Here is a 25,117-nt window from a genome sequence, read left to right on the forward strand (position 1 = left end):
CTTCACCCTTGAAAAAGGAAAACGGCTCTAATTTTTTGAAACAGATCATCGACAATAGTTGCGACCATATAAAGAACAACGACAAAGCCAATTAACGTTACCCAGTGAGCCCAATCTTCTTTTCCCATTTGCTTCAATACGGTGTGAATCATCGCTACAACGATTCCTATTCCTGCTATTTGAAAAATGGTGTTCACATCATACACCAAGACGTCTCCTCCTCTCCTTATCTCTAAAGCATCAAGATGACAATTAACAAACCAGTTAGAAATCCTAAGCTTTTAATCATTCGCTCATAACGGTTTTGCCTATCTTTAGCTTCCTGTTCTTCCCTTTCAAGATGAGCAAGCGTCAATTTAATTTGCTTCTGCTGCTGCTCACGGTCATGTTGTCCAAGCGTCGAACCAAATTGCATCATTACTTCCCTTTCGCTATCAAGCAAAGAGGTGTGCTGCCACACCTCACGAATGCTCTCCTCCCAAGCCTCGTATGCAGTTTCTTGCTTATTCAATAGTCGATCGGAAAATTGCGCAAATAAGAAAGAGATAGGTTTTGGCAATTGTTTAGAAATATGATTACTCGCCTCTGCTAAAGGCGTTAGCCCGTACATCATTTCTGCTTCTAGTGATTGAATGGCTACCTTTAATTGTCTTAACTGTCTCGGTCGTTCACTTAATCTTTTTGCCCACTCAAAACCCACCCATGTTGTGGCAAGGATGATAATAACAGCACCAATGAGCTTCACGTCATCATCACATCTTTTCGGTGTTGATTCCGTATCCGCCTTACCACCCCTGGTCTTGTCGTTCGAGTCAATTCTACACATCGTTCAAATGCCTGGAGCTTAAATAAAACGTTGAGTTCTGGTCGATGTTCAATATCTTCAACTGTAAAACCATGAGCTGTTGTCATCACCTTCACCCCTGCATAAAGTGCTTCTTGTACAGCAAAGACATCTTCCTTACGACCAATTTCATCAACAATGAGAACATCCGGGCTCATCGATCTGATTAACATCATCATCCCTTCAGCCTTTGGACAACCATCGAGTACGTCGACTCTCATGCCAAGTTCAAGCTGCGGTACGCCTTTCATGCTTGCCGCAATTTCTGAACGCTCATCGACAATGCCTACTTTTAATGGTGGAATATTTTTACTAGGCATTCCTTCACTAATTAAGCGCGCAAGATCACGAAGCATCGTTGTTTTTCCTGCTTGTGGTGGGCCAATAAACAACGTATTAAGCCATCTTCTATCATATAATTGCGAAACAAGGATCTCTGCTACACCAATTGTTTGACGAGCGATTCGAATATTAAATGAACTAATATCGCGTAATGTTTTCACTTGTCCATGTTCTAGTACAACTTTTCCTGCAAGACCAACACGATGCCCACCTTGGATCGTGATAAAACCCCGACGTAACTCTTCTTCAAACGCATACAGGGAATACTGGCTTAGCTGACTTAGCAAATATTTAGCATCGTCTGCTTTGACGATATAGTAGTCTTTATTTTCAATAGGGTAATGAGGTTTTCCAGCTACAATCACTTCTAGCGGACGGCCTACACGAAGACGAATTTCTTCAACTCGTTCCCAGATATGAGGGTTCAGTTGTCTTAACAATTGACGAATGCTTTCTGGTAATATTGGGATAATTTCAGTTAACATCACCCTACCACCCTTCATTACTTTCGAATTCCAATCAAAATAAGTAAGACCCCTGCTGCAATAAAGCCTAACTTTGATAAAGATAATCGATCAGACATCCCAACAAGTCCAATCGCGATCGATGTAATAAAAATCGTTGGACCTATTATGACAAGCATTGCGTTTAGACCTACTGCTTTTTCAACGCTATTAAACCGAAGCATCAGGCCCGCTGCTGTTAATTCAATAAGACCAGATAGAACTCTTAAACCGACCATTGCAAGTAGGGCCATTTCAAATGAATAAAACCATGCTTTCATAGAGCCACCTCAACTAAAAACGCTTTGTACAACCTTATGAGCGGACAAACCAGTTCAGAACAAAAAAGAGTGCCTCTAAAGGTGATTGCTGACCAATTGAGACACTCTTCTCATATTAAAAGGTGATCTTACTCTTCTAAAGTAAGACGTTTGACATCATGTGAAATTTTCTTTCAAACAAAAAAACGAGTCAGTTCATCATTGAACCAACTCGTTTTTTCATTTTGAACGTGCTTAAGCACGTGATACATATGCACTACTACGTGTGTCAATAATGAGAACATCACCTTGGTTAATAAAGAAAGGTACTTGAACTGATAAACCAGTTTCAAGTATTGCAGGCTTTGTTCCACCTGAAGCTGTATCACCTTTAATACCAGGCTCTGTTTCTGTTACTTCTAGTTCTACTGTATTTGGAACTTCTACACCAAGAGTCTCAGTTTGATAAGTCATAATTTGAACAACCATGTTTTCCTTTAAGAATTTAAGTTCATGTTCAATTTGAGCAGTTGATAACTCAATTTGCTCATAAGATTCATTGTCCATAAATGTGTGCATATCGCCACTTGCATAAAGATACGCCATGCGACGATTTTCAATATGTGCTTTCGCAACTTTTTCACCAGCACGGAATGTTTTTTCTTGAACTGCACCAGTACGCAAGTTACGTAGTTTTGAGCGAACAAATGCCGCTCCTTTTCCAGGCTTTACATGTTGGAAATCCATTACTTGCCAAAGTCCGTTATCTACTTCAATTGTTAAACCTGTTTTAAAATCGTTTACTGAAATCATTTATTAATTCCTCCATCTTTCCATCTGATATGTTCAGATGTTCAGTCATATCCCTTACTATACCACAGCTTGGGAAAACTTTCTCAAGAAAATTCGGGACTACTCACCTAGGATCAATAATTCTTTAGGCGAATGTGTGAACGTGCGATTTCCATCCTCGGTAATGAGTGTATCATCTTCAATTCGCGTTCCACCGACACCTGCAATATAAATCCCTGGTTCCACCGTTACAACCATCCCTGGCTCAAGTACAGTGCTTGACTTCATCGAAAGAGCTGGACCTTCGTGAACTTCCATACCAAGACCATGACCAGTTGAATGACCAAAATAGTCACCATATCCTTTTTTTGTAATATAATCTCTTGTAAGTGCATCTGCTTGCTTTCCAGTTAATCCTGGTTTAATCCCTGCCATGCCCCGAAGTTGCGCTTCAAGCACTGTTTGATAAATAGCTTTCAACTCTTCACTCACTTCTCCAACAGCGACAGTTCTCGTTATATCAGAACAATATCCTTTATAGTACGCACCATAATCAAGCGTGACGAGTTCACCTTTTTCAATCACTTTCTCACTTGCGACACCGTGTGGAAGGGCTGAGCGCAGACCAGATGCAACGATAGTATCAAAAGAAGAACTACTAGCTCCTTGCTTTCTCATGAAAAATTCTAATTCATTTGCTACGTCTAGTTCGGTTATACCTGGACGAATAAACGTTGTAATATGGTCGAAAGCTGCATCGGCAATATTGGCAGCATCTTGGATTAAATTTATTTCATCTTCATCTTTTTTTAGTCGAATCCCTTCGACAAGTCCAGCTATAGGAACAAGTGAAGCAGATTCAATAAATTTAGCATAAAGTTGGTATGCTTCATATGTAAGATGTGATTGTTCGAACCCTAGCTTTTTCATTCCTAGTTTTTCAACCTGTTTTGCGACTTCTTCAAATATAGGTCCAGTGTGCTGAATGATCTCATACCCTTTTGCCTGTTCCTTCGCTTGTTCCACGTAACGGAAATCAGTAATAAAAATCGCAGCTTTCTCGGAGATAAGAGCAACACCTGCCGTTCCAAAAAATCCGGTCATATACTGTCTATTGTATTGGCTTGTAATGAGTAAAGCATCAATATCACGTTCACGAAATTGAGCTCGTAACTTCTCGATTCGATTCATCTTTTTCTCCTCCAACAAGTATGATGTCGTTCTATTTACATTTGCCAATCTTTCTTTTGCATGTATTTTCCTTATTGTAGCATAAAGTGATTGACGAATCGAAGTGAGAGAAGACTAATTTATTATTTATGACGTTGCTGCTCTGCGTACTCATAAGAAATCGAATACCCAATGAAAACACCATATAACACATACAAACATATGGATGTAATAATCGTATTTGAATCAAGGTTAGCGACCGATTTAAGACCAGGAAAGATTGGATTGAGCAGATAAAATACGAGAATCCACAAAGTAAGACCAAATGCTACGCCAACCCAAAGCTTATGAAATTTTTGTAGAATTAATTTATAAAGATAGGCCACACCTATTGAAAGGACAGTGATAACTGCGACTCCAACTAATTGACCAACATAGGTGTCCTTCCACGCACCTAATGCAAAAGGCATTAATACTAAAGCAGGTCCAACGCGAATAAAATTAAAAAAGAAGGCGAAATACCCAACCAATGACCAAATAAGCCCTCCATACAATCCAATTAAAGCCACTTTTGCAACAAATGACATTTGTTCTTCTTGTTTGTTTTGTTCAAGTACGTGATTTTTCATGATGAAACACCTCCAGTCGTAGTATGTCCCGTGTAAAAGATGAAAAATCATGACAATCTACTAAATTCCCAAAGAATGAAATGCTTATTAATTGGGTATAGTTAAAGTAAGAATGTCTATTGACAACTGAACCAGAGTATTTACAATAGAGGATTTTCTCGAAATCATGTAGAATAGAGAATATATTATAGTAGTAGATAGGCTGGTGTCATCATGTCAAATCAAACAAAGCCCGCTTACGGTGGGCAAGCCGTCGTTGAAGGGGTTATGTTCGGCGGAAAGCATACGACCGTTACAACGATTAGACGGAAGGATGGATCTTATGATTCATTTGAAGTTAAGAAAACCCCAAAACCATGGGTGCAAAAACTGAAAAAAATTCCGTTCCTTCGCGGTGTTGTGGGCATTATCGAAGCAAGTAGTGTAGGTACAAGACATTTAAATTTCTCGACAGACCGTTATGATGTTGATCCAGCTGATGATGATAAAATTGTTCCAGCTGAGCAATCATCAAAGCTTACGATGATATTTGGTGTTGCTGTCATTGGAATCCTGTCGTTTCTATTTGGAAAGCTCATTTTCACCGCCATTCCAGCAGTGATTGCTGAGAGTCTAAGTTTTATCTTTCCCGGGCATGTCGCACAAAATTTATTAGAAGGATTAATTAAGCTCGTACTCCTACTCGCTTATATTTATTTCATTTCACTCACGCCACTCATTCGACGTGTCTTTCAGTATCACGGGGCTGAACATAAAGTCATTAATGCGTATGAACGTGATCTACCTTTAACGGTTGAGAATGTACAAAGTCAGTCCAGACTTCATTACCGTTGCGGTAGTAGCTTCATTTTGTTTACTGTTATTGTTGGGGTGTTTGTTTATTTAATGGTCCCTTTTGATAATATTTGGGAGAGACTCCTTCACCGGATAGCTTTGATCCCTGTCGTTCTTGGCATTTCTTATGAAGTGCTGCAGTTAACGAATAAAGTAAGAGAAATCCCAGTGCTGAAATGGCTTGGTTACCCAGGATTATCTCTTCAACTATTAACAACAAAAGAACCAAAGGACGATCAAGTAGAGGTAGCAATTGCATCATTTAATGAAATGCTTAAACGTGAAGCAAATTATGAGCAAGAAAATAAAGAAGCTACTGAGGTTGTTTAACCTTTGATTATCATTACTACTTGGAGGTGTGCAGATTGATACGTTCATTGATGAGGTACATCATTCCGGTTATCCTGATTTTCGCTTTCGTTGGACTCGGGTTCGAACTTTTATTTAACACATTAGGTTTTTTAACAAGAATACTAATGATTGTTGGATTTATTGCCGTGATTTTTCTCATTTACCGTTGGGTTATGGCCAAGCGATACGGAACAAGCTTATTTCCACAGCGTTCAGGTCCAACTCGTTCCCAGTTACGTAAAGCCAAACGTACAAGTACAAAGCGAGCTAACACATCTGCTTCTAGTTCCGCTACTGCTCCAGCTTTTATTCAAAAGCGAAAGCCTAATCAAGCGGTGAAACATAAATCTGCACGCCCCGCTAAAAATCGAAAAGAAGCTCATCATTTAACAGTGATTGAGGGAAAAAAAAGCAAAAAGAAAAGTCGAGCATTTTTTTAATGCTCGACTTTTCTTTTTAACGTCCCCATGTAGTCAGAAACTGCAAAGTCTCTTCTCTACCTAAAACAATTAATTGTTCTTTTTGCATTTCTGTTAATTCAAAATCAGCTGCTTTTACATCTAGAACTGGAATAAAAACAATATTCCCTGCATGATCCTTAGAAATATAACGTAAGTCATGCGCTGAGCTCATCGTTTCAAATAATGCTCGAAACATTGAAATCGCATTAAAAATCGAATTCGTTGGAATTTCACTAAGTTCAGGAGTTAATTGGAATCCAACAACAGGTCTTTTCCACTTTTTTACTTTACCATCCATGAAAAGCCACATCGGAAAGTTACTTAGCACACTCCCATCAACAACATAGGAGCTCTCCCCATCACCTGTTCGATCATAGATTTTAACTGGCTCAAAAAAATATGGAATACTGCAGCTCATTCGAACAGCTCGTGCTACCGAAAATTTTTCTGGAATAATCCCGTAACTTTTTAGGTCATCAGGTAAAACAAGTAGTCTGCCTTTTGATAAATCGGAGGCAATAATTCGTAGAGAATCTTTTGGCAGGTCTCCAAATGTTTGTATTCCTCTCGCTTGCAATACACGCCTAAGCCATGCTTCTAGAGCATCTCCTCTATATAGTCCTAATCGAAAATAAAGATGAATCCACTTTGCAATAGGGACTGGGAGAAAAGACATACGTTCATCTTTAAATGATTCTACATCAAGATCATCTAACAAAGAAAACATTTCTGCACTAGAGTAGCCAGCCTTTATAAATGCTGCAATAATCGAACCAGCACTAGTTCCTGCTATTCGTTCAAATTCATATCCCTTCTCCTCCATGACCTGCAATGCTCCAATGAAGGCAAAGGCCTTAACACCACCACCAGCAAACACCCCATCTATTTTCATCCAAATCGCCTCCTTTTACAGCCTATGTAAAATTAAAAGGAGGACGTGCCTATATTTTTTATTCTTTTTTCACATTAAAAGAGCATCCGCATTTTACGGATGCCCTTTTTAAAAAAATAGAAAATTGACTGAGACGCTCGAGGTTGCTTCAGCCTGTAAATAGTTGCCAAAGACCAACCAACACATTTGACAGGCCTCCAGCACTTGTCGCGGCTGGTCAAGGCGCTTTCGCTTTTCTTATGATTCCACTTCTTCATTTCGTTTTTGAACGTATCTTAAATCCTCAACTCTTTTTTCTTGTTCCTCAAAGTATTGGACAAGATCACCAATACGATCAATCGCATCCCAGCTAAGATGATGTTCAATTCCCTCAACATCTTTATAAATATGCGTCTCATCGACACCGATTATACGCATGAAATTTTCAAGTAATTCATGTCGATATACTAATCGTTTACCAATTTTCTTTCCTTTTGACGTTAAAATAAGCCCACGATACCGCTCATAAATTAAATAATCACTTTTATCTAGCTTTTGAACCATTTTTGTAACGGATGAAGGGTGAACTTCTAATGCCTCTGCGATATCGGAGACACGTGCATAACCTTTCTCCTCAATCAGCATATAAATTCGTTCTAAATAATCTTCCATACTAGGTGTTGGCATAGGGTCCCCTCCAATTTGTTCACCAATCAAGAAAAGCATAAATCGGCTACCACACTTGTTGACCATTCTTGGTCATTTGTCATGTGTTTATCTGAAAATGTGCAACACTTTCATTCTACACCAAAATGTAGGAGCTGGACAATAATGATTATAAAATGAATTCAATTTCTTCGTTATAATGCCTTAAGTAAAATACTCCATCTTCGCTTCTGGAAAAAAACGATCAATGTATGATTGAATGGTTTCTTTTAATTCTCCTGCTTCTTCATCTTTATAAATATACTTTCCACGGCCATAACGTCCCCATTTGTATTTTCGCTCATCCTCATTCATTTCCAGCTTCGTCTTTGGATAGCGTTTTTGAATAATATTTTTAGCTGTTTTTGTAAAGCGATGTTGAATTAGCTCAAACGTTAAATCTTTTCTTGCATATGGAGGGAGGATGGCTTCTAATCGTTCAAATAATTCAAGATATCCTTCTTTCCATTTATCATGCAAAATGAGCGGAGCAACGATAAAGCCAAGTGGATAATCTGCCTTTGCGACTTTTCCAGCGGCTTCTATTCGCTCAAGAAACGATGAAGTCCCTGGTTCAAATTGTTTGATGACATGATCAGAATTCACACTAAAACGAAATCGTGTCTTGCCATTATGTTTAGCATCAAGTAAATGATCAACATGTTGATATTTTGTCACAAAACGCAACCTGCCTGAGTTTGTCTCGCCAATAAATTCAATCGTTTTTTTTAAAGAATGTGTTAAATGATCAATACCGACAATATCTGATGTACAAGCTGCTTCAAATCGTGTTATTTCTGGTTCTCTTTCTTTCATATATTGATTAGCAGCTTCAAAAATTTCATCGAGATTGACATAGGTACGAATATAAGGTTTATTTCCAAGTGTTGTCTGCAAGTAACAATAATGACAATGCCCCATACAGCCTGTAGCAAGTGGAATCGCATATTCAGCAGAAGGCTTGGATGTATCGAATTTCAATGTTTTGCGAACACCGATGACAAGGGTCGACTTTGCATTACGATATTGCTGAAGCTCATTGTTTCCAGGGATATTACGAACCTGATTGTGCGAAGTCGTTTCACGAATTTCGATCCCTTGACCTTCAAACTTTTCTTTTAATTGTCGACCAAGGGGATATTTTAGGGCACCAGGTTCGATATAGACGAGTTGTGGCGTAAAAGCCTTCATGCACATACACCTCTTTTTTCTTAGCATGTGCACTTAATCATGAAAAAAACATAACGCGAAAAAAAAGCTTAGGTCTCCCCAAGCTTTTCTCCAACCTTATAATCCACATTTCAGCTGTGCACCACAGCTTGTACACGTGTTACAACCACCAATATCCTCAACCGTACCTTCACGGCAAACTGGGCATGTATTACCAACTTCAGAGCCAATCGTAACATCTGTTGATCTCACATCAGTAACAGTGTTAACTAAAACAACTTTTTGCTCCTTTGTCGCCGTTGGCTGCTCGTCAAAAATATTATCTTCTGCTTTTAATGAAAGTACTTGAGCATCACGACTTCCATCAACATACACCGTTCCACCTTTGGCTCCACCACGATATAGGCGCTCATACACACCTTGGACTTGCTCAACCGTATAGCCACGCGGTGCATTAACGGTTTTCGATAAAGAACTATCTACCCAACGTTGAATGATACATTGAACATCTGCATGCGCTTCTGGTGAAAGTTCCATTGTCGAAATGAACCATTCAGGTAACTGATTCGCATCTGCTTCTGGATGAGCCTGTAAGTATTCGTCGACAATCTCTGCTTTTACTTCAATAAACTTACCGAGACGGCCGCTACGGAAATAAGAGAAAGAGAAATATGGTTCAAGGCCAGTTGATACACCAACCATCGTTCCAGTGCTTCCTGTAGGAGCAACCGTCAATAAGTGAGAGTTGCGAATTCCATATTTCAGAATATCTTCACGAATGTCTTCTGGCATTTCCTTCATATAGCCTGTGTTAATAAAGGCTTTACGAAGCTCTGCTGTCTCCTCATCTGTTTTTCCAATAAGAAACGGAAAGCTTCCTTTTTCTTTCGCTAATTCAATGCTTGTTCGATAAGCCGTTGTCGCGATCGTTTCGAAGACCTGATCAACAAGCTGATTACCTTGCTCTGAACCGTAAACTGTTTCACAATAGATCAGTAAATCATGTAAGCCCATGACACCAAGTCCTACACGGCGTTCACCTTTAGCTTGTTTTGTGTTCTGTTCAAGGAAATATGGTGTCGCATCGATGACGTTGTCTTGCATACGAACACCAACTTCAACTGTTCGCTTCAACTTATCAAAATTAACTTGTTTTATCTCTTTGTTAGCCATTTCAGCTAAGTTAATCGCAGCTAAGTTACAAACAGAATAAGGTGCAAGTGGTTGCTCACCACATGGGTTCGTAGCTACGACACTTTGACCGTACGCTTTTGCATTTGTTTTGTCATTTGCATTATCAATAAAGAAAATACCTGGTTCAGCACTATATGTTGCACAAATATTAATTAAATTCCATAATTCTTTCGCTTTAATGATGCGATACGTTCTTACGCCAAAACCACGCTTAACCCACTCACGCACATCGCCAACTTCATGCCATGTCTCGTTATAAGCTTTCATCTCAGCTTCACCATAATTCTCAACATCTGGAAAGCGCAGTTCATATTCACCGTCGTTCTCAACAGCTTCCATAAATTCTTTCGTTAAACAAACAGAAATATTAGCTCCCGTTAAGAATTCTGAATTATTCACTGAATATGTACCGCCAACACTTAGCTTTTCTTCTGCGTCTTGAATGACTTTCGGATCAAATCCGCCTTGTCCTTCAATCGTTTTATAATTAACAATTCCTTGATACATTGATTCTTCAACAACTGTTAATGGCGTAAATTTTAACTTGTCTTTTACAAGTTTTTCGATGTGTTCATCCGTTGTATTTTCCAATAAAAAGCGTAAAATACGTGGATTTTGCATTTTAGAGATAATGAACTCCAAAATATCTGGATGCCAATCTGCAAGCATGATCATTTGGGCACCACGCCTTGAACCGCCTTGTTCGACGAGATGCGTTAATTTCGCAATATCATCAAGCCATGAAACCGAACCAGAAGATTTCCCATTAACTCCTCTTGCCAGCGTATTACGCGGACGAAGTGTCGAACCATTCGTTCCAACACCACCACCACGACTCATAATCTCCATGACTTGCTTGCGATGTTCAGAAATCCCTTCACGAGAATCTTGCACATATGGCATCACATAGCAGTTAAAATATGTGACATCCGTTTGTGCTCCCGCTCCGTACAAAACACGTCCTGCAGGGATAAAATTCATCGAGACAAGCTGCTCATAAAATTGTTCAAAAGCTTCTTGACGCTTTTCTTCAACTGTTTCAACAGAAGCTAGTCCTGTCGCATTACGCTTAGCAATTTGCTCATAATACATCTCAAGTGGCTTTTCAATCGTATCAAGAGAACGATTGACGAGACCAGTTTCAGCTTCTTCGCCTTCTAACACCCCACGGAAATCTTCATCGACTAGCACCTTCGCACGGTTTTGATCACGATCAAGCTCAACGACAAATCCGTAGCCTCTCGCAGGAAATTTTGGATCGGCCTTAACCGTTAAGACGACAAAATCCCCTTCTTTTAGAGTCTTTTTTTCCGTGTCCTTAAATGTATAGCGGTCTAGCATTACGAGACGAGATACGCCCTTCTTAGTGATGTGCATATCCTCCGTAATAGGATGCACTTGTGGAAATTGTGCAATATCCTTATTTAATCTTTCCACATTTAGACGCATCGCATTCGACATCGTCATCGCCATTCGCCTCTCCTCCTCTTTCTTTATACTTGTTTATCTGTTTTCACATAACTAATTAAAAATTCTTGACATGTTTAATCTAGTATTAATTAATTTCATCGGTAAGCTTACCATAATCATCAACAAATAATCAACATATTGTACTCGTTTTTTAATAAAACACCCATATATAGTGTTAAATCTTCTTCCTACTAAATTTGTCAACTTTGAAAGGGACTAAAAAAGGAAGGATACATGAGTTTTAAAGATTTTAATGAACGTTTTCCCGACAAATTGAATCAATTCGTCTGTTGCCAGATTGATGATATTTTCAACTACTTGCCCTGTCATGGATTGACGATTTTCGACGAAAGCATTGACAAAATATTTTCCAAGTGTTCGAATGTTGTTATCGACATAAGAAGGAGAAATGACAATGACATACATTTTACAAAATCAAGATTTAGTACGTAAAGAAGACGCTTATGTCCATATCGATGACAGAGGCTATTATTTTGGTGATGGCATATATGAGGTCATTCGTGTTTATCACGGGCAAGCTTTTGCATCTTGGCACCATATCAAACGATTTATTGCAAGCGCAAAAAAACTTGATATGAATCTACCGTATACGGAGGCTAAGCTTAATGAATTAATAGACTTGCTTCTACATAAAAATAAGCTAACAGATGGGCTCATTTATCTTCAAATGACTCGTGGCATCGAGCCTCGTAATCACCTGTATTCTAGAGAAAGCACACCCGTATTAACAGGCTTCACACAACCGTTCACCAGAAATCACGTGGTACAAACGAAAGGGATTAACGCATGGTTAACAGATGATATTCGTTGGCTTCGCTGTGACATTAAAACGATTAATTTATTAGGCAATGTTATGGCTAAACGTGAAGCAACTGATAACAAGTGCCAAGAAGCATTGATGCATAGGGACGGAACAATAACCGAAGGCTCATCATCGAATCTTTTTCTCGTTAAAAATAACGTTCTATACACCCATCCAGCAACAAACTTAATCTTAAATGGAATAACAAGACAGCTAGTGATTGAACTAGCACAAACACATCAGTACAAAGTCATTGAAGAACCGTTTCCAGTTGATGTCCTTATTCATGCTGATGAAGCTTTTATCACAAGTACAACAATGGAAATCACACCAATCACATCAATCAATGGTCAAGTCCAGACAACATACTCCATTGGACCTGTAACAAAAGATCTTCAAACAAAGTTCCATGACACTCTTCCAAAGAACTAGGTTAAGTGACCTCTTTTTAAAATACATTAGGCAGTGAGCTTACATAAACTCACTGCCTTGTTTTATTTTCTAAAATTCCACTCATCCTGCTCATATCGATCGTGTGCAATTTTCCATACAAGCTCTTCTTCTTGAGCTGTTAGCGTATACGGCTCTAACTCAATATTCAATCCTTTTTCAAAACCCTTACGAAAGGCTTCTTTTGCTTCGGCCATTGATAATGGTTGATCTCTTAAAGCATTGATGGCAACAGCTTTATTCTTGAAGTTTTTTTGCATTCGTTCACGAAGACGGTCGCTTGAATATTTAAACAAATCAAACAGTTTGTCCTCATCAATATCGAGAATAATGGAGCCATGTTGCAAAATGACTCCTTTTTGTCTTGTTTGAGCACTACCAGCTACCTTTCTCCCTTCAACTACTAATTCATACCAAGAAGGAGCATCAAAACAAACAGCTGAACGCGGATTTTTAAGAGCGCTTTTCTCTTCATCTGTTCGCGGGATCGAAAAATGAGCATCTAGACCCACGTCCTTAAACCCTTCTAAAATCCCTTCTGATATTACTCGATATGCTTCTGTCACTGTTGCTGGCATCTCAGGGTGAGCTTCCGAAACAATGACACTATAGGTTAGCTCTTGATCGTGAAGAACCCCTCTTCCACCAGTTGGTCTACGGACAAAGCCTAGTCCATATTCTCGAACTTTATCAAGATTAACTTCTTTTTCTACTTTTTGAAAATAACCAATGGATAATGTTGCTGGATTCCAACTATAAAACCGAATCGTGGGTGGGATCAAGCCTTTACTGTGCCAATCAAGCAGAGCTTCATCCAACGCCATGTTATATGCAGGTGAACAGGCACCCGAATCTATAAATCGCCATGTTTCTTTCATCTACATCGCTTCTTTCCGTCATCTTTTTCACTCATTCATTTTATCAAAGTCATGAGATCTCGCCAAGCTATCTGCATAGCGACAAGTGAAGCCATTGCGTAATTAGATGGCGCCCCTTATAATAAGAAAGGTGGAAGCAGCTTGTATCTGGATGGGCTTTAGTAACGAACACAAAGGATTGAAGTACGTAAAGGAGTGTAGTAATAAACGAATGGAATTCTTATGGATTATTCTTCTAGGTTTTGTCGTGTATTTCGTATTTAAACGCTTTTACAAACCAAAATATTTAACATCTTTATCACAGGAAGATTTTGTAAAGGGGTACCGGAAAGCTCAGCTCATTGATGTTCGTGAACCACGGGAATACGAAGGTGGACACATTTTAGGTGCACGTAATATACCCATGTCTCAGCTACGCCAACGGATGAATGAAATCCGTAATGATCAACCAGTCTACCTTTATTGTCAATCAGGAGCGCGTAGTAAACAAGCGGCACAGTTTCTAAAAAAGAAGCGTGGGGTCGAGGATCTTTATGAACTTCAAGGTGGCTTTAAAAAATGGACAGGTAAAATTAAAAAGAAATAAAAAGAAATGGTGACTCAGATTGAAACTTGAGTCACCATTTTATTATCTCTATTGAAATAAATCTTCTCCTAAAATTTTCGGAATCTGTAGCAATTCAAATAATTCATTTACATCTTCGTTAATATTCGTGATAGAAACCTCAATTCCTTGTTCTTTAACTTGTTCAACAAGTTTCATAAACAATCCTATTCCCGTTGAATCTAAAAAGTAAACACCTTTAAAATTAAACTCAATCTTATCATATCCATGAAGCTTTGATGGAATCTCTTCAGCCATGATTTCTGTACCATCAATATCTATATCGCCACTAAACAATACTGTTGCCTTGTCAGGACTTTCCACGTTTATATCATATGTAAACATCTACTAGTAGCCTCCTCTTTAAGAATGAATCAATATTTCACCCTGCTTGTCAATTTTTGCCGATACATTATAAGTTGTAATTGGAAATTGGTATACTCTTTTACCAATTTGAATGACTGTATCTTCCATTGCAACACCTATTACGATTGATTGATTGATTGGTACAATGATTTTTGTTCTAATGCCCGCCTTTGAACCGACTTCTGCAATGTTTGCCCCACCTCCAGCAAAAATAGTACCTCCTAACACATAACCTTTTACATGTAACATTCCACCAGCATGAAGGTTAGAATTATAGCAGCCTTGAATAATTGAAATATCACCACTAGAGTAGATACGGCAATTCAGAGCATAATTAGCTGAAACAGATACCTGTTCTTGAGTTGGTACAATACTTATATGATACAAATCATCCATACTTCTATATAATTCTTGTAAGTCTTCTGTACTTCTTACTATATCTGGATGTATGAATAGAAATGTTTTCTGACACCTCTCGCTTAACTCAATCCATTCTTGACCTAAAAATTCACGGGCAAGATTTATTGTTGTTATTAGTTTTTTCACTTGTGGTTGAAATGAATTAAATTTTCTCTCCATTAATATTCTTAATAATGAGCTAAGGCCCATAACCGAAAAGTCTGACTTTTTAAAAGAAGGTGTCTCATATAATTGCTCAATCGCAAAAATAATGGTTTGTAGTTTATCTTTCAACTCCCCTATCATTTGAGCTAATTCGGAAAGAACTAAATTACTTTTTCCTGCTGTGACTTCACTCGCAATAAGGTTTTGTTTGATATAAAGTGATTGACCCGAAGATAACTTTGCATTATTCACACTTTCATGAATGAAAAGATCACCTTCAGCTTCAACAATCATGTTTTCTTCTACACTTCCAGTAATTTCAACATCACCGATGAATCGAATATTTCCCGTTGACAAATCTACATCCCCTGAGTGATATAATTTTGGCACAACAGAAACGCGGACCATTAACCCTTGTTTGTCAATTTTAGGCCTTCCAGATTCAGTAGCAATGACTTGCCCTTCCGCTTCCAAATAGAAGACGCTCTTATCTGGTTTTAAATAGATTGGAAACACTGGAGCTGGTTCTAATGGTTCTCCTTTTACATTCATCCCAGGTTTACCTGGTACTGGTGGGATGACATCACCGATAACGAATCCTTCCTCAACAATAGAGATTTGCTGTGATTCACGGAAATCAACAGTCCCATCAGATCGTTCTTGTGGTTGGTGCTTGTACTCGTTTACATTAATACGCCCGACAAATTGTCCATTTGTTCCTTCTATTGGAAGTAATGCCTTGGCAATTTGAAAGACACTTGGTTCTGTTGCGTGGCAAGCAAGCTCCAATTCAATATAGTTAATTCCATAAACAATACCCATTTGTTTTAATTCATTCAAGATATCATTTTTATTAAGCGTATTTTTCACTTCTACACTTTCTGCAATACTAAAGGTGATTTTACGTGCTGGCTCTTGATCCTCTAATGTTCGATACCTAGTGAAACCAGGGGTTACTCTTAATAAGGCTTGTGTCCCCCTCGTATCGACCTCAATCTCCCATGTCGTATCCTGGACGATATTCTCCACTAAAACTCGAATTGAATCCTTTTCTTTAATTAAAATCGATCCAAACACTTGCTGTTCATTAAGATAAGCACTAATATCATCAGGGATAACAATGATTGGAAAAGAACGCTCATCGTCTTTACATTGAATGATGCCATCCTTTACCCATACCTTTCCATTTAATGATTCAACATCTATTTTTTTGTCTTGAATAAATGGAGCAGTTGAATGCTGAATCGGATCTATAGTGTTATCATCTATTGTAATACCATCAAACAATGTCGTTTCGTCAAATATTGATTTCAAATCCAATTCAGCTTGTAGCATTTCGGTTTTCTTTTTTACGAGTTCCTTGGTTTCAGGCTCTTTTGTTTTAGTTTGCTTCGTTTCAAGTGACATCGAGACTTTTGATAATTTCGTTACTTTCACTACTGCTGGTTTGTTTCCTAATCCAAACGCCTTCTTTTTGCCAGGATCAATAATTTCTATATCTATTTCTTCCCTAGTAGTATCTAATATTTCCAATGCAAGGTTTATTGCTTCCGTCACATCTTTTCCTTTTGATAGAATACTACTCATAAAACAAACCACCTTCCATGACTAATCTGATCTCGGTGAACTACCTTGTTCTAGATCTGGTGCTTCTTTTTTTGTCTTTAAAATAATCATCGTAATATCATCTTTTTGAGGAACTTCCTCTATATACTTCTTCAAAGCTTGGATCACTTTTTGCTTAATTTGATCGACATTTAGACAAATATTTTCTGTTAACACTTCTTTTAAACGAACTAACTTAAATTGTTCTTTGTTTTTATTCTCTGCTTCAATAATTCCATCTGTATAGAAGAAAACAGTATCAAAATCTTCTAGCTGCATTTTTTGTACATCATATTTTTGATCAGGCAATCCACCTAACATAACCCCTGACACTTTTGGAATGTCGATGATTTCGTGATTACGAACTACTAATGGTAAATTATGACCAGCACTTGAGAAAGTCAGAATGCCTGTTTTCGGATCCCAATCGGCACAAAAAATCGTTACAAAGGAACCAAGTCCCCTTAAATCTTCATAAAGAGCATTATTCATCGCAGTCAATGTTTCACTAGGTCCACTTTGGCTCTCAGCAGCAGCTCTGAATGCTCCTCTAGTCAGGATCATAAGCATGGCTGCTGGTATTCCCTTTCCCATCACATCACCGATCACAATTCGCAACCTTCCATCAACTAGAGGATAAAAGTCATAGTAATCTCCCCCAACTAATCGAGCTGGAATAGAAGTACCAGTAATTTCTCCTTCAATTAAGGAAGGACTTGACCCATTCAATAAACGAGTTTGAATATTTTTAGCCAAATTTATTTCTCGTGTTAGCTGTTTTTCATATAAATCAATTTTCGATTCGTTAAAACTCACATTATGAACAAGGGCGGAGCGATCTCTATCGTTCATAACAGCCTCCTTGTTGTCACTAGAATCTATCCATTAACCTTAAACACTTTAACTTTTTCTTTAAGATTCTCAGATAAATTATCTAAGTGTTCAATAGCTTCCGATAATTCATTGATCGTGTGGAGTAGCATGACACTAAAATCAGAAATATTATACGCATGTTCTTCAGCGTAACGGATGAATGATTGTAGATCCTCTTGAATGTCAATAATCGTTTTATCAACTTTTTCAACCTCAAGATTATCTGTTTGGGATTTATTCATCGTCTCATTTATCCTCTGAATAAAATTCTCAAGTCTATCATTCAGTTCAATTAAAAACACTTTTGATTCATCTGTCATCTTAACTGACACATCTTTCATTTTCTCCATCGATTCGTGTGATTGATTGGCAAGTATTCCAGAAACATAATGTAAAGAATGAATCTCTTTTTTCATGTCAGCAATTAGAACATGAATCATCTCTGTCATTTCATTCATGTTTTCTGCTAGCCATCCCCACTCGTTCTTTTCAGCCATTATAATTTTCTGTGTAAAATCTCCTTCAGACAACCTTTTAATATGTGTAGTAAGCGTTTGAAGTGGCTTTAATTGTTGCTTTGCAATTAAACGAATCATAAATAGTAGGACAGCGAACATTACTAAAAAGGAAATAACAATAATCGCAGACATTTTCTTCTCGAAACTTTCCATTCGATCAAGGCTCGATACAATGGTCATCACCCTATTTTCAGATAATGGGAAATAAGTCTTCTTCACTTTTTGACCATCGGTTTCAAACAGAATACTCTCTTGGTTACCAGTAGCAGACACTCTTTCAAATAATGCTTCATCTTGATCATTTACTATTTCATGATTCCCATATAGAACAGGTAAATCAAATTCTGGTTCAACGACGTCATTTTCTTCCCCTCTAGACCAAGCAGGGACATTAATAACAGCAATTTCCTCAAAGTCAGGGTTTTCTGTTAAAATTTTCTCGATTACTGCATTAGCTCCTAGCTCATATGTTAGAGTATAGATATCTTCATCAATGACATATGGATTAATTAAAATATCTGTATCTTCCATATAATAGTAAGCATATTTATAATATTTATCCTCCCATTCTGATCTTGAAATCGGACCAACCCAGTAGTTATCAATTCCAAATCCTTTGTCTACTGATACTACTTCCCCGTCCATCAGCTGGTTAAAGGCTGTAAACCAATAGCCCCAATCTTTTGAACTTAACCCCATCTCATTTTCATCTGTTGCTTGCGCTACAACAATATCATCATTCTCCCTCACAAATAAGGAAATATCATATAAATTCCATTGTTCCTTTAAGGCTATTAATTCGGCTCCTGTGATTTCATTAATCTCTTTTCCTTCTAATTCCTCAGCAATCCCTTTTGATGCTGTTAGTAACTTCATATCAATTAAGTGCTCGATCGCTTTTGTAGAAACATACGTATTCTCCATCGCTTGAACGACTGTTTCTTGCATTGTATTAATCTGTTCAAACTGTTGTTCTTGAAATTCAGAATGAACAACGTAATAAGCAATTGCCAAAGTAGCGATCAGAACAATTAAAATAACAAAACCAATTCTAAAGATTAATTGATTTAAAACATTATTTTTTTTCATATGTCACCTCATTCAACTGATTTTCTTTAGGCCCGTCTATTATGTTTTGTAAGCCTTCAATTTTTTGTTGAAGTACGATCGTTGTTCCTCTTGAACTCGTACTTAGAATCAACTTATCAACTAACTTCAAAACAAGGCTAAATCCATGACCTAAAGAGGCTTTACTAGAATAACCAGCTAAAAGAGTTGATTTAGGAAGGTCAGATATTTCAATTCCCTTTCCTTTGTCTTGTACAATAATTCGTAGCAAATCACCGTCCGTATATACTTCCATAACACCGTTATTTGCATGCTTCAATACATTTGTTGTCATTTCAGAAGTACAAAGAAGAAGGTTAAATTTGACTTTATTTGATACCTGGAATGAACCACACAGCTCCTCAATCAATTTTCTACATTTAGGAATATCCATACTCGTTTGAATCGAACATTTGAATAATAAACGAGATTGGAAATAACTTTTTATCTCGTTACGATCTAGAAGTAAAAGCTTTTTTTGAGTCACCGCATACATCACGTCACTGTAAATGGAATGAGTCATGTCGTCTTGCTTTTGTTCAATCTGGATTAAGTCATTTACATTCAGAAAAACGAGAATTGCGGACGAGCCTTTTGGAATACAGTAAAGATCATAGATCTGTTGATCGTAAGAAGATTCAATGAAACATCTAATCACTTTTTGTTTCGTAATGGCCGCTTTAGCATGTTTAATCATTTTCTGCTGTTCAGGAAGCTCAATAATAACATCGTTAATATCTTTTAACACCCCATCATAGTAAACAATTTTATCAATAGAATAGGAATCAAATACTTTAGAATTCTCGATTATATCTTCCATTTTAATACTCTCTATTACACGATTCTCTTTTTCTTCATTTTCCTCTTCATTAGATAACTCATGTTTTAACATCTCAAATAAATCGATATCTAGGGCAAGCCGAACAATTTGTGGATCAAGCTTATTATAAGCCATTTGCGAAAATTCAGTATATCCACCAACAGAAAGATTCTTTTGCATAATATAATCAATTTCATTCGCAGCAGAGATAATCCTAGCTCCTAAAGGAATTTCTTCTCCTTTTAGCTGATCAGGGAAGCCTTTTCCATTCCAATACTCATGATGATGACGGACATAACTTGCAACCTTATCCGAACGTGTAATATCTCGAACTACTTTTTCACCGTATAGAACGTGTTTTTCATAATTTTCAATTTCCTCTAATTTCATCGCTTCTTTTTTGTGAATGAACTTTTCATCCATTGCAATTTTTCCGATATCATGCAATAGTGCAGCTGTATGAATTTCATTTACTTCATATTTAGGCAGTTGCAATTGTTGTGCTATTTTTCTTGCAATTTTTCCGACAGATCGAGAATGGCCCTTTCTGAGAGAAAGCTTATTTTCCATTAAAAAAGTTAATGATTCTAACGAAGTTAAATAAGACTTTCGCAGTTGTTTATAGCGAAAAAACACATAAAAAGCAATTAAATAGATAAAAAGATACAAAAGGACCTCAATAACAAATGGGATAAAACCATGATTAATATATTGAAACGCTAATCTCAAATTTAAAAATGAAAAGAATAGGCAGATAAGACTCGCTTCTCTAAATTTAAGAAGATATGGTGTCAATTTTATTTTTGACCAATCATCAAAATAGAGCAAAGCATAAACAGACCCCTTCACCAAACAATAGACGAATACAGTAGTAACAATTGTCATCGTGTCTTCAAAATATAAAGAGCCAATCTTCCCACCAAATAAATAGTGAATCGTTCCAAAGATAAGAATAGCAATAATTGCGAGTCCAAACTGCTTTAATTGCACAAAGAGGGATTGATTTTGAAATACCCTTGCAATAGCCATGATGATTTCATATAAAATGACAGCATGGAAACCAAATGTAAGAAAAAGAAATAAAGGAAAAACGATCCCACCTGAAAACTTGATTCGATTTGATAAACTCATCGAGAAAAAGCTTAAAATAATTGAAATAAAAACGCTAAATAAAACGACGATTAACATGGATGAATCTATATAATTGATCGAAATATATCCGCCAACTATACACAGCAAAATGATAAAACAAATTTTAATGATTAACATAAGTGCCCTTCCTCCTGGTAAAATAAAAAATCCACCTAAAAGGTGGATTTATCGTTACCAGCCTTCTCGGTAACCCGGCTGCCATTGCAAAGATTTGCATTAGGTCCGTGGCTTTGCGTCCCTATCTTTCGATTAGGTTTGCCATTTTTCAGAAGTAAATAGATGCCTAATCCCGTTGAACTGCTTCAAGAATTCTAAAAACACCAACCATTTCAAGAATATCTTTTAATTCAGTGCTCATCTCTTCTAACTTAACCTCAAAGTCTTGATCTTGAGAGGAGAAGATAATTTTTAATATTGCTCCGATCCCTGTCGAATCTATAAACGAAACGTCTTTGAAATTGAGACTCAATGTTTTATGATGAAGTTCATCCAATTGTTCTACATAAGTCGTTAAAATACTTGCAGTCGTAATATCGATATATCCACTTAAAAAAACTGTCATACTTTTGTCAGCTACACTTGTCGAATTAATTTCTAACAAAAAACTCCCCTCCAAGTTGTAAATTTATTAATCTAGTTCTATCCTTTTCTAGCTAATTCTATTGCAATACTAAGAAATGCAATGTAATAAGTAATTAGCAAGATGAGAGAGTTTGCTACTAACGTCGTAAGTAAAAACAGCGAAATCAAAGACTTTATTCCCAGTATAATATTTAATAAATCATACAAAATTATCACTAATTCTGTCAAGATAACTCGAGGAATGTCTTATTATCACGCAAAAACCATTGTTATGCGTGTAGCAAACGAGGAGTACCTATTACTATTCAGTAACGAACTTCACTTCTTTGTCTCTCATCATTATTAATAATACAGCTTGAGAGAGTCTTCAGGCTTTATCATAACGTAAAATCGGCTTTCGCGCAGCTGTTGTTTCATCTAATCTTGATATGACAGTACGATGAGGCGCCTCTTGCACAATTTCAGGGTTTTCCTCAACTTCTTCTGCAATTTGAATCATAGCCTCGATAAACTCATCCAATGTTTCCTTTGACTCTGTTTCTGTCGGTTCAATCATCATACATTCCTCAACATTCAAGGGGAAGTAAATTGTTGGAGGATGATAGCCAAAATCTAGCAAACGTTTAGCAATATCCAATGTACGTACTCCCAACTTCTTTTGACGACGACCTGAAATAACAAACTCATGCTTACAATGTTGCTTATAAGGTAAATCATAATATGGTTCAAGTCTGCGCATCATATAATTCGCATTTAAGACCGCATACTCCGACACTTTACGTAATCCCTTTGCCCCCATTGTCCTAATGTAAGTATAAGCACGAACATTAATACCGAAGTTCCCATAATATGGCTTAACACGTCCAATAGACTTTGGTCTGGCATAATCAAAATCATATATGTCACCATTCTTAACTAATATTGGTTTTGGTAAATAAGGGATAAGATCTTTTTTTACCCCTACTGGTCCCGAGCCAGGACCACCCCCGCCGTGAGGACCTGTAAATGTCTTATGAAGATTTAAATGAACAACATCAAATCCCATATCCCCTGGACGTGTAATTCCAAGTATGGCGTTAGAGTTGGCCCCATCATAATAGAGCTTTCCACCAGCTTTATGAATGATTGCTGCCATTTCTTTTATATAAGTCTCAAATAACCCTAATGTATTAGGATTCGTTAGCATAAGTGCTGCCGTATCCTCACCAACAACCTCTTGCAAATGATCTAAGTCGACAAGTCCTTGATCATTGGTACGAACTGTCACAGATTCAAAGCCAGCAACAGTTGCAGAAGCAGGATTAGTACCATGAGCTGAATCTGGGACAATCACTTTTGTGCGCTTGAAATCACCATTTTCTTCGTGAAAGGCCCGAATCATCATGAGCCCCGTCCACTCACCATGGGCACCAGCAGCGGGTTGCAATGTCACCTGATCCATACCAGTAATTTCAGCTAGAGATGTTTGCAACTCAAAGAGTAACTCAAGGGCACCTTGTACTTGTTCGACTGGTTGATACGGATGAATATAGGCAAACTCTTCAAGTCTAGCAATATTTTCATTTATTTTCGGATTGTATTTCATTGTACAGGAACCAAGTGGATAAAAACCTGAATCAACCCCGTGATTACGTTTTGACAGAGCTGTGTAATGGCGCATAATGTCAAGCTCAGATACCTCAGGCAGTTCTGGTTCTATCTTACGTAAGTAAGCGTTTGGAATTAATTCATCGATATTTTGTTCTGGGATATTTAAAGTTGGAATACTATGTCCGACACGCCCTGGCTTACTGCGCTCAAAAATAAATGGTTGGTCTTTTGTATTCATAGTAATGCCCCCAATTCTTTAGCAAAAGTATCGATTTCCTCTTTTGTTCGCACTTCCGTTACAGCAATGAGCATATGCCCAGCCAACCTTTTATCATCGCGTTCTAAATCATACCCACCAATGATCCCTTTCTCGAGTAACTTCTCATTAATAGAAGCCACAGATTTTGATACATTCACAACAAATTCATTAAACGTTGGTTGAGTAAAAGCAAGTTTAATACCGTATTCCTTTAACTTTGCCTTTGTATAAGCAGCCTTTTGAATATTTTGATAAGCCATTTCTTTTATCCCTTTTTTGCCAATGGCACACATAGCAACGGAAGCAGCTAATGCATTTAATGCCTGGTTCGAACAAATATTTGATGTTGCCTTCTCACGTCGAATATGTTGCTCACGCGCTTGCAATGTCAACACAAAACCTCGTTGACCATGCTCATCAGTTGTTTGACCGACAAGACGTCCAGGAATTTTTCTCATTAATTTCTTCGTGGTCGCAAAGTAACCACAGTGAGGGCCACCAAATTGAGTTGGAATACCAAACGGCTGCGCATCACCAATCACAATATCTGCACCAAATTGACTAGGTGGTGCAAGGATACCTAGTGCAAGCGGATTACTCGACACAATCAACATCGCTTTATTTTGATGAGTAATCTTTTCTAACTCTGTTAACGGTTCAAGATGACCGAAAAAGTTTGGATGCTGAACAATGACACAAGCGGTATCATCACCGTAAGCTTCTTTTAATTTTTCAAGATCAGTTACACCGTCTTCTATCTCAATTTCTATTACTTGTAAACGTTGACCCCGTGCATTTGTCTCTAGTACTGCACGTGCTTCAGGATGTACGGCTTTTGAGACAAGAATCGTTTTGTTCTTCGTTTGACCAGCAGCAAGCATCGCCGCTTCAGCTAGTGCCGTTGGACCATCGTACATAGAAGAGTTCGCAACATCCATTCCTGTTAGCTCACAAATCATTGTTTGAAACTCAAAGATAGCTTGTAGCTCCCCTTGTGAAATCTCAGGCTGATACGGTGTATAAGCGGTATAAAATTCAGATCTTGATATAACATGGTCAACAATCGAGGGAATATAATGCTCATAGACCCCTGCTCCTAAAAAAGAAGGTGTTTTTTTAATTGAGACATTTTTACTTGCTAAGCTTTCAAAATAACGAACAAGCTCTGGTTCACGAAGCGCTTCTTTCAATTTCATTTCACCCTTAAAGCGAATCGATTCTGGCATATCGGAAAAAAGTTCTTCAATTGACTCAATGCCAATTGCTTCAAGCATTTCTTTTTCATCTGTAGCAGTCATGGGTAAATAGCGATGATTCATAGAAAGCTCCT

24 protein-coding genes and 1 riboswitch are annotated in these 25,117 nt (G+C 37.6%); of the genes, 4 read left to right on the plus strand and 20 right to left on the minus strand.

Features of this window, described 5'->3' with window-relative positions; translation table 11 throughout:
* Positions 1-2 precede the first annotated feature (2 nt).
* The 7 genes from spoIIIAC to IQ10_RS12335 form a co-directional block, all read right to left on the minus strand.
* Positions 3-209 carry a stage III sporulation protein AC gene (spoIIIAC, locus tag IQ10_RS12305; RefSeq protein ID WP_144450808.1) on the minus strand — a complete coding sequence of 69 codons (207 nt, stop codon included), beginning with the start codon at positions 207-209 and terminating at the stop codon, positions 3-5.
* Positions 210-232: 23 nt separating this feature from the next.
* Positions 233-745 carry a stage III sporulation protein SpoIIIAB gene (gene spoIIIAB / locus IQ10_RS12310; protein WP_199757424.1) on the minus strand — a complete coding sequence of 171 codons (513 nt, stop codon included), beginning with the start codon at positions 743-745 and terminating at the stop codon, positions 233-235.
* Positions 742-1,671: a stage III sporulation protein AA gene (gene spoIIIAA, locus IQ10_RS12315; protein WP_144450810.1), complete on the minus strand. Its 930-nt coding sequence runs from the start codon at positions 1,669-1,671 to the stop codon at positions 742-744. Before spoIIIAA ends, spoIIIAB begins: the two co-directional genes overlap by 4 nt.
* A gap of 17 nt (positions 1,672-1,688) precedes the next feature.
* Complete coding sequence (locus tag IQ10_RS12320; RefSeq protein ID WP_144450811.1) at positions 1,689-1,970, minus strand: YqhV family protein; 282 nt, start codon at positions 1,968-1,970, stop codon at positions 1,689-1,691.
* Between the two features lie 234 nt (positions 1,971-2,204).
* Positions 2,205-2,762 (minus strand): elongation factor P, encoded by a 558-nt coding sequence (efp, locus tag IQ10_RS12325; RefSeq protein ID WP_144450812.1) that lies wholly within the window; start codon positions 2,760-2,762, stop codon positions 2,205-2,207.
* A gap of 99 nt (positions 2,763-2,861) precedes the next feature.
* A complete protein-coding gene (locus IQ10_RS12330; RefSeq protein WP_144450813.1) occupies positions 2,862-3,932 on the minus strand; it encodes a M24 family metallopeptidase in 1,071 nt (356 codons plus the stop codon).
* Positions 3,933-4,054: 122 nt separating this feature from the next.
* Complete coding sequence (locus IQ10_RS12335) at positions 4,055-4,540, minus strand: YqhR family membrane protein (RefSeq protein WP_144450814.1); 486 nt, start codon at positions 4,538-4,540, stop codon at positions 4,055-4,057.
* 213 nt (positions 4,541-4,753) lie between these two features.
* On the opposite strand from IQ10_RS12335, the gene IQ10_RS12340 reads away from it, so the two are divergent.
* Positions 4,754-5,704 (plus strand): DUF1385 domain-containing protein, encoded by a 951-nt coding sequence (locus IQ10_RS12340; protein WP_144450815.1) that lies wholly within the window; start codon positions 4,754-4,756, stop codon positions 5,702-5,704.
* 35 nt (positions 5,705-5,739) lie between these two features.
* Entirely contained in the window at positions 5,740-6,165 is a 426-nt protein-coding gene (locus IQ10_RS12345) for an AtpZ/AtpI family protein (protein ID WP_144450816.1), read from the plus strand.
* Positions 6,166-6,181: 16 nt separating this feature from the next.
* Here IQ10_RS12345 and IQ10_RS12350 read toward each other — a convergent pair whose 3' ends face one another.
* The 4 genes from IQ10_RS12350 to IQ10_RS12365 form a co-directional block, all read right to left on the minus strand.
* On the minus strand, positions 6,182-7,078 hold the full coding sequence (locus IQ10_RS12350; protein ID WP_144450817.1) for a patatin-like phospholipase family protein: 897 nt from the start codon (positions 7,076-7,078) through the stop codon (positions 6,182-6,184).
* 237 nt (positions 7,079-7,315) lie between these two features.
* On the minus strand, positions 7,316-7,744 hold the full coding sequence (gene mntR, locus IQ10_RS12355; RefSeq protein ID WP_144450818.1) for a transcriptional regulator MntR: 429 nt from the start codon (positions 7,742-7,744) through the stop codon (positions 7,316-7,318).
* Positions 7,745-7,927: 183 nt separating this feature from the next.
* A complete protein-coding gene (gene splB, locus IQ10_RS12360) occupies positions 7,928-8,953 on the minus strand; it encodes a spore photoproduct lyase (protein ID WP_144450819.1) in 1,026 nt (341 codons plus the stop codon).
* Positions 8,954-9,049: 96 nt separating this feature from the next.
* Positions 9,050-11,599 carry a vitamin B12-dependent ribonucleotide reductase gene (locus tag IQ10_RS12365; RefSeq protein ID WP_144450820.1) on the minus strand — a complete coding sequence of 850 codons (2,550 nt, stop codon included), beginning with the start codon at positions 11,597-11,599 and terminating at the stop codon, positions 9,050-9,052.
* Positions 11,600-12,011: 412 nt separating this feature from the next.
* On the opposite strand from IQ10_RS12365, the gene dat reads away from it, so the two are divergent.
* A complete protein-coding gene (dat, locus tag IQ10_RS12370; RefSeq protein WP_144450821.1) occupies positions 12,012-12,851 on the plus strand; it encodes a D-amino-acid transaminase in 840 nt (279 codons plus the stop codon).
* 62 nt (positions 12,852-12,913) lie between these two features.
* On the opposite strand, the gene IQ10_RS12375 is transcribed toward dat, so the two are convergent.
* Entirely contained in the window at positions 12,914-13,747 is an 834-nt protein-coding gene (locus tag IQ10_RS12375) for a lipoate--protein ligase family protein (protein WP_144450822.1), read from the minus strand.
* Between the two features lie 211 nt (positions 13,748-13,958).
* Here IQ10_RS12375 and IQ10_RS12380 point away from each other — a divergent pair, with 211 nt between their 5' ends.
* Positions 13,959-14,333: a rhodanese-like domain-containing protein gene (locus IQ10_RS12380; protein ID WP_144450823.1), complete on the plus strand. Its 375-nt coding sequence runs from the start codon at positions 13,959-13,961 to the stop codon at positions 14,331-14,333.
* A gap of 48 nt (positions 14,334-14,381) precedes the next feature.
* Here the strand turns inward: IQ10_RS12380 and IQ10_RS12385 are convergent, their stop codons facing one another.
* The 8 genes from IQ10_RS12385 to gcvPA form a co-directional block, all read right to left on the minus strand.
* Positions 14,382-14,696 carry an STAS domain-containing protein gene (locus IQ10_RS12385; RefSeq protein ID WP_144450824.1) on the minus strand — a complete coding sequence of 105 codons (315 nt, stop codon included), beginning with the start codon at positions 14,694-14,696 and terminating at the stop codon, positions 14,382-14,384.
* 18 nt (positions 14,697-14,714) lie between these two features.
* Positions 14,715-16,868 carry a FapA family protein gene (locus IQ10_RS12390; protein WP_144450825.1) on the minus strand — a complete coding sequence of 718 codons (2,154 nt, stop codon included), beginning with the start codon at positions 16,866-16,868 and terminating at the stop codon, positions 14,715-14,717.
* Positions 16,869-16,889: 21 nt separating this feature from the next.
* Complete coding sequence (locus IQ10_RS12395; RefSeq protein ID WP_144450826.1) at positions 16,890-17,738, minus strand: PP2C family protein-serine/threonine phosphatase; 849 nt, start codon at positions 17,736-17,738, stop codon at positions 16,890-16,892.
* 26 nt (positions 17,739-17,764) lie between these two features.
* Positions 17,765-19,366: a HAMP domain-containing protein gene (locus IQ10_RS12400; RefSeq protein WP_144450827.1), complete on the minus strand. Its 1,602-nt coding sequence runs from the start codon at positions 19,364-19,366 to the stop codon at positions 17,765-17,767.
* A complete protein-coding gene (locus IQ10_RS12405) occupies positions 19,353-21,473 on the minus strand; it encodes an HD domain-containing phosphohydrolase (RefSeq protein ID WP_144450828.1) in 2,121 nt (706 codons plus the stop codon). Before IQ10_RS12405 ends, IQ10_RS12400 begins: the two co-directional genes overlap by 14 nt.
* 65 nt (positions 21,474-21,538) lie before the next feature.
* A riboswitch (cyclic di-GMP riboswitch) is annotated at positions 21,539-21,626 on the minus strand.
* A 13-nt stretch (positions 21,627-21,639) separates the two neighbouring features.
* Complete coding sequence (locus IQ10_RS12410; protein ID WP_144450829.1) at positions 21,640-21,957, minus strand: STAS domain-containing protein; 318 nt, start codon at positions 21,955-21,957, stop codon at positions 21,640-21,642.
* Between the two features lie 348 nt (positions 21,958-22,305).
* The gene (gene gcvPB / locus IQ10_RS12415; protein ID WP_144450830.1) at positions 22,306-23,766 is read right to left on the minus strand and encodes an aminomethyl-transferring glycine dehydrogenase subunit GcvPB; all 1,461 of its coding nucleotides are present in this window, start codon (positions 23,764-23,766) and stop codon (positions 22,306-22,308) included.
* Positions 23,763-25,106, minus strand: a complete 1,344-nt coding sequence (gcvPA, locus tag IQ10_RS12420) for an aminomethyl-transferring glycine dehydrogenase subunit GcvPA (RefSeq protein WP_144450831.1) — start codon at positions 25,104-25,106, stop codon at positions 23,763-23,765. Before gcvPA ends, gcvPB begins: the two co-directional genes overlap by 4 nt.
* Positions 25,107-25,117: the final 11 nt, after the last annotated feature.

The sequence above is a fragment of the Halalkalibacter nanhaiisediminis genome (assembly GCF_007830185.1).
GTDB lineage: Bacteria > Bacillota > Bacilli > Bacillales > Bacillaceae_D > Halalkalibacter > Halalkalibacter nanhaiisediminis.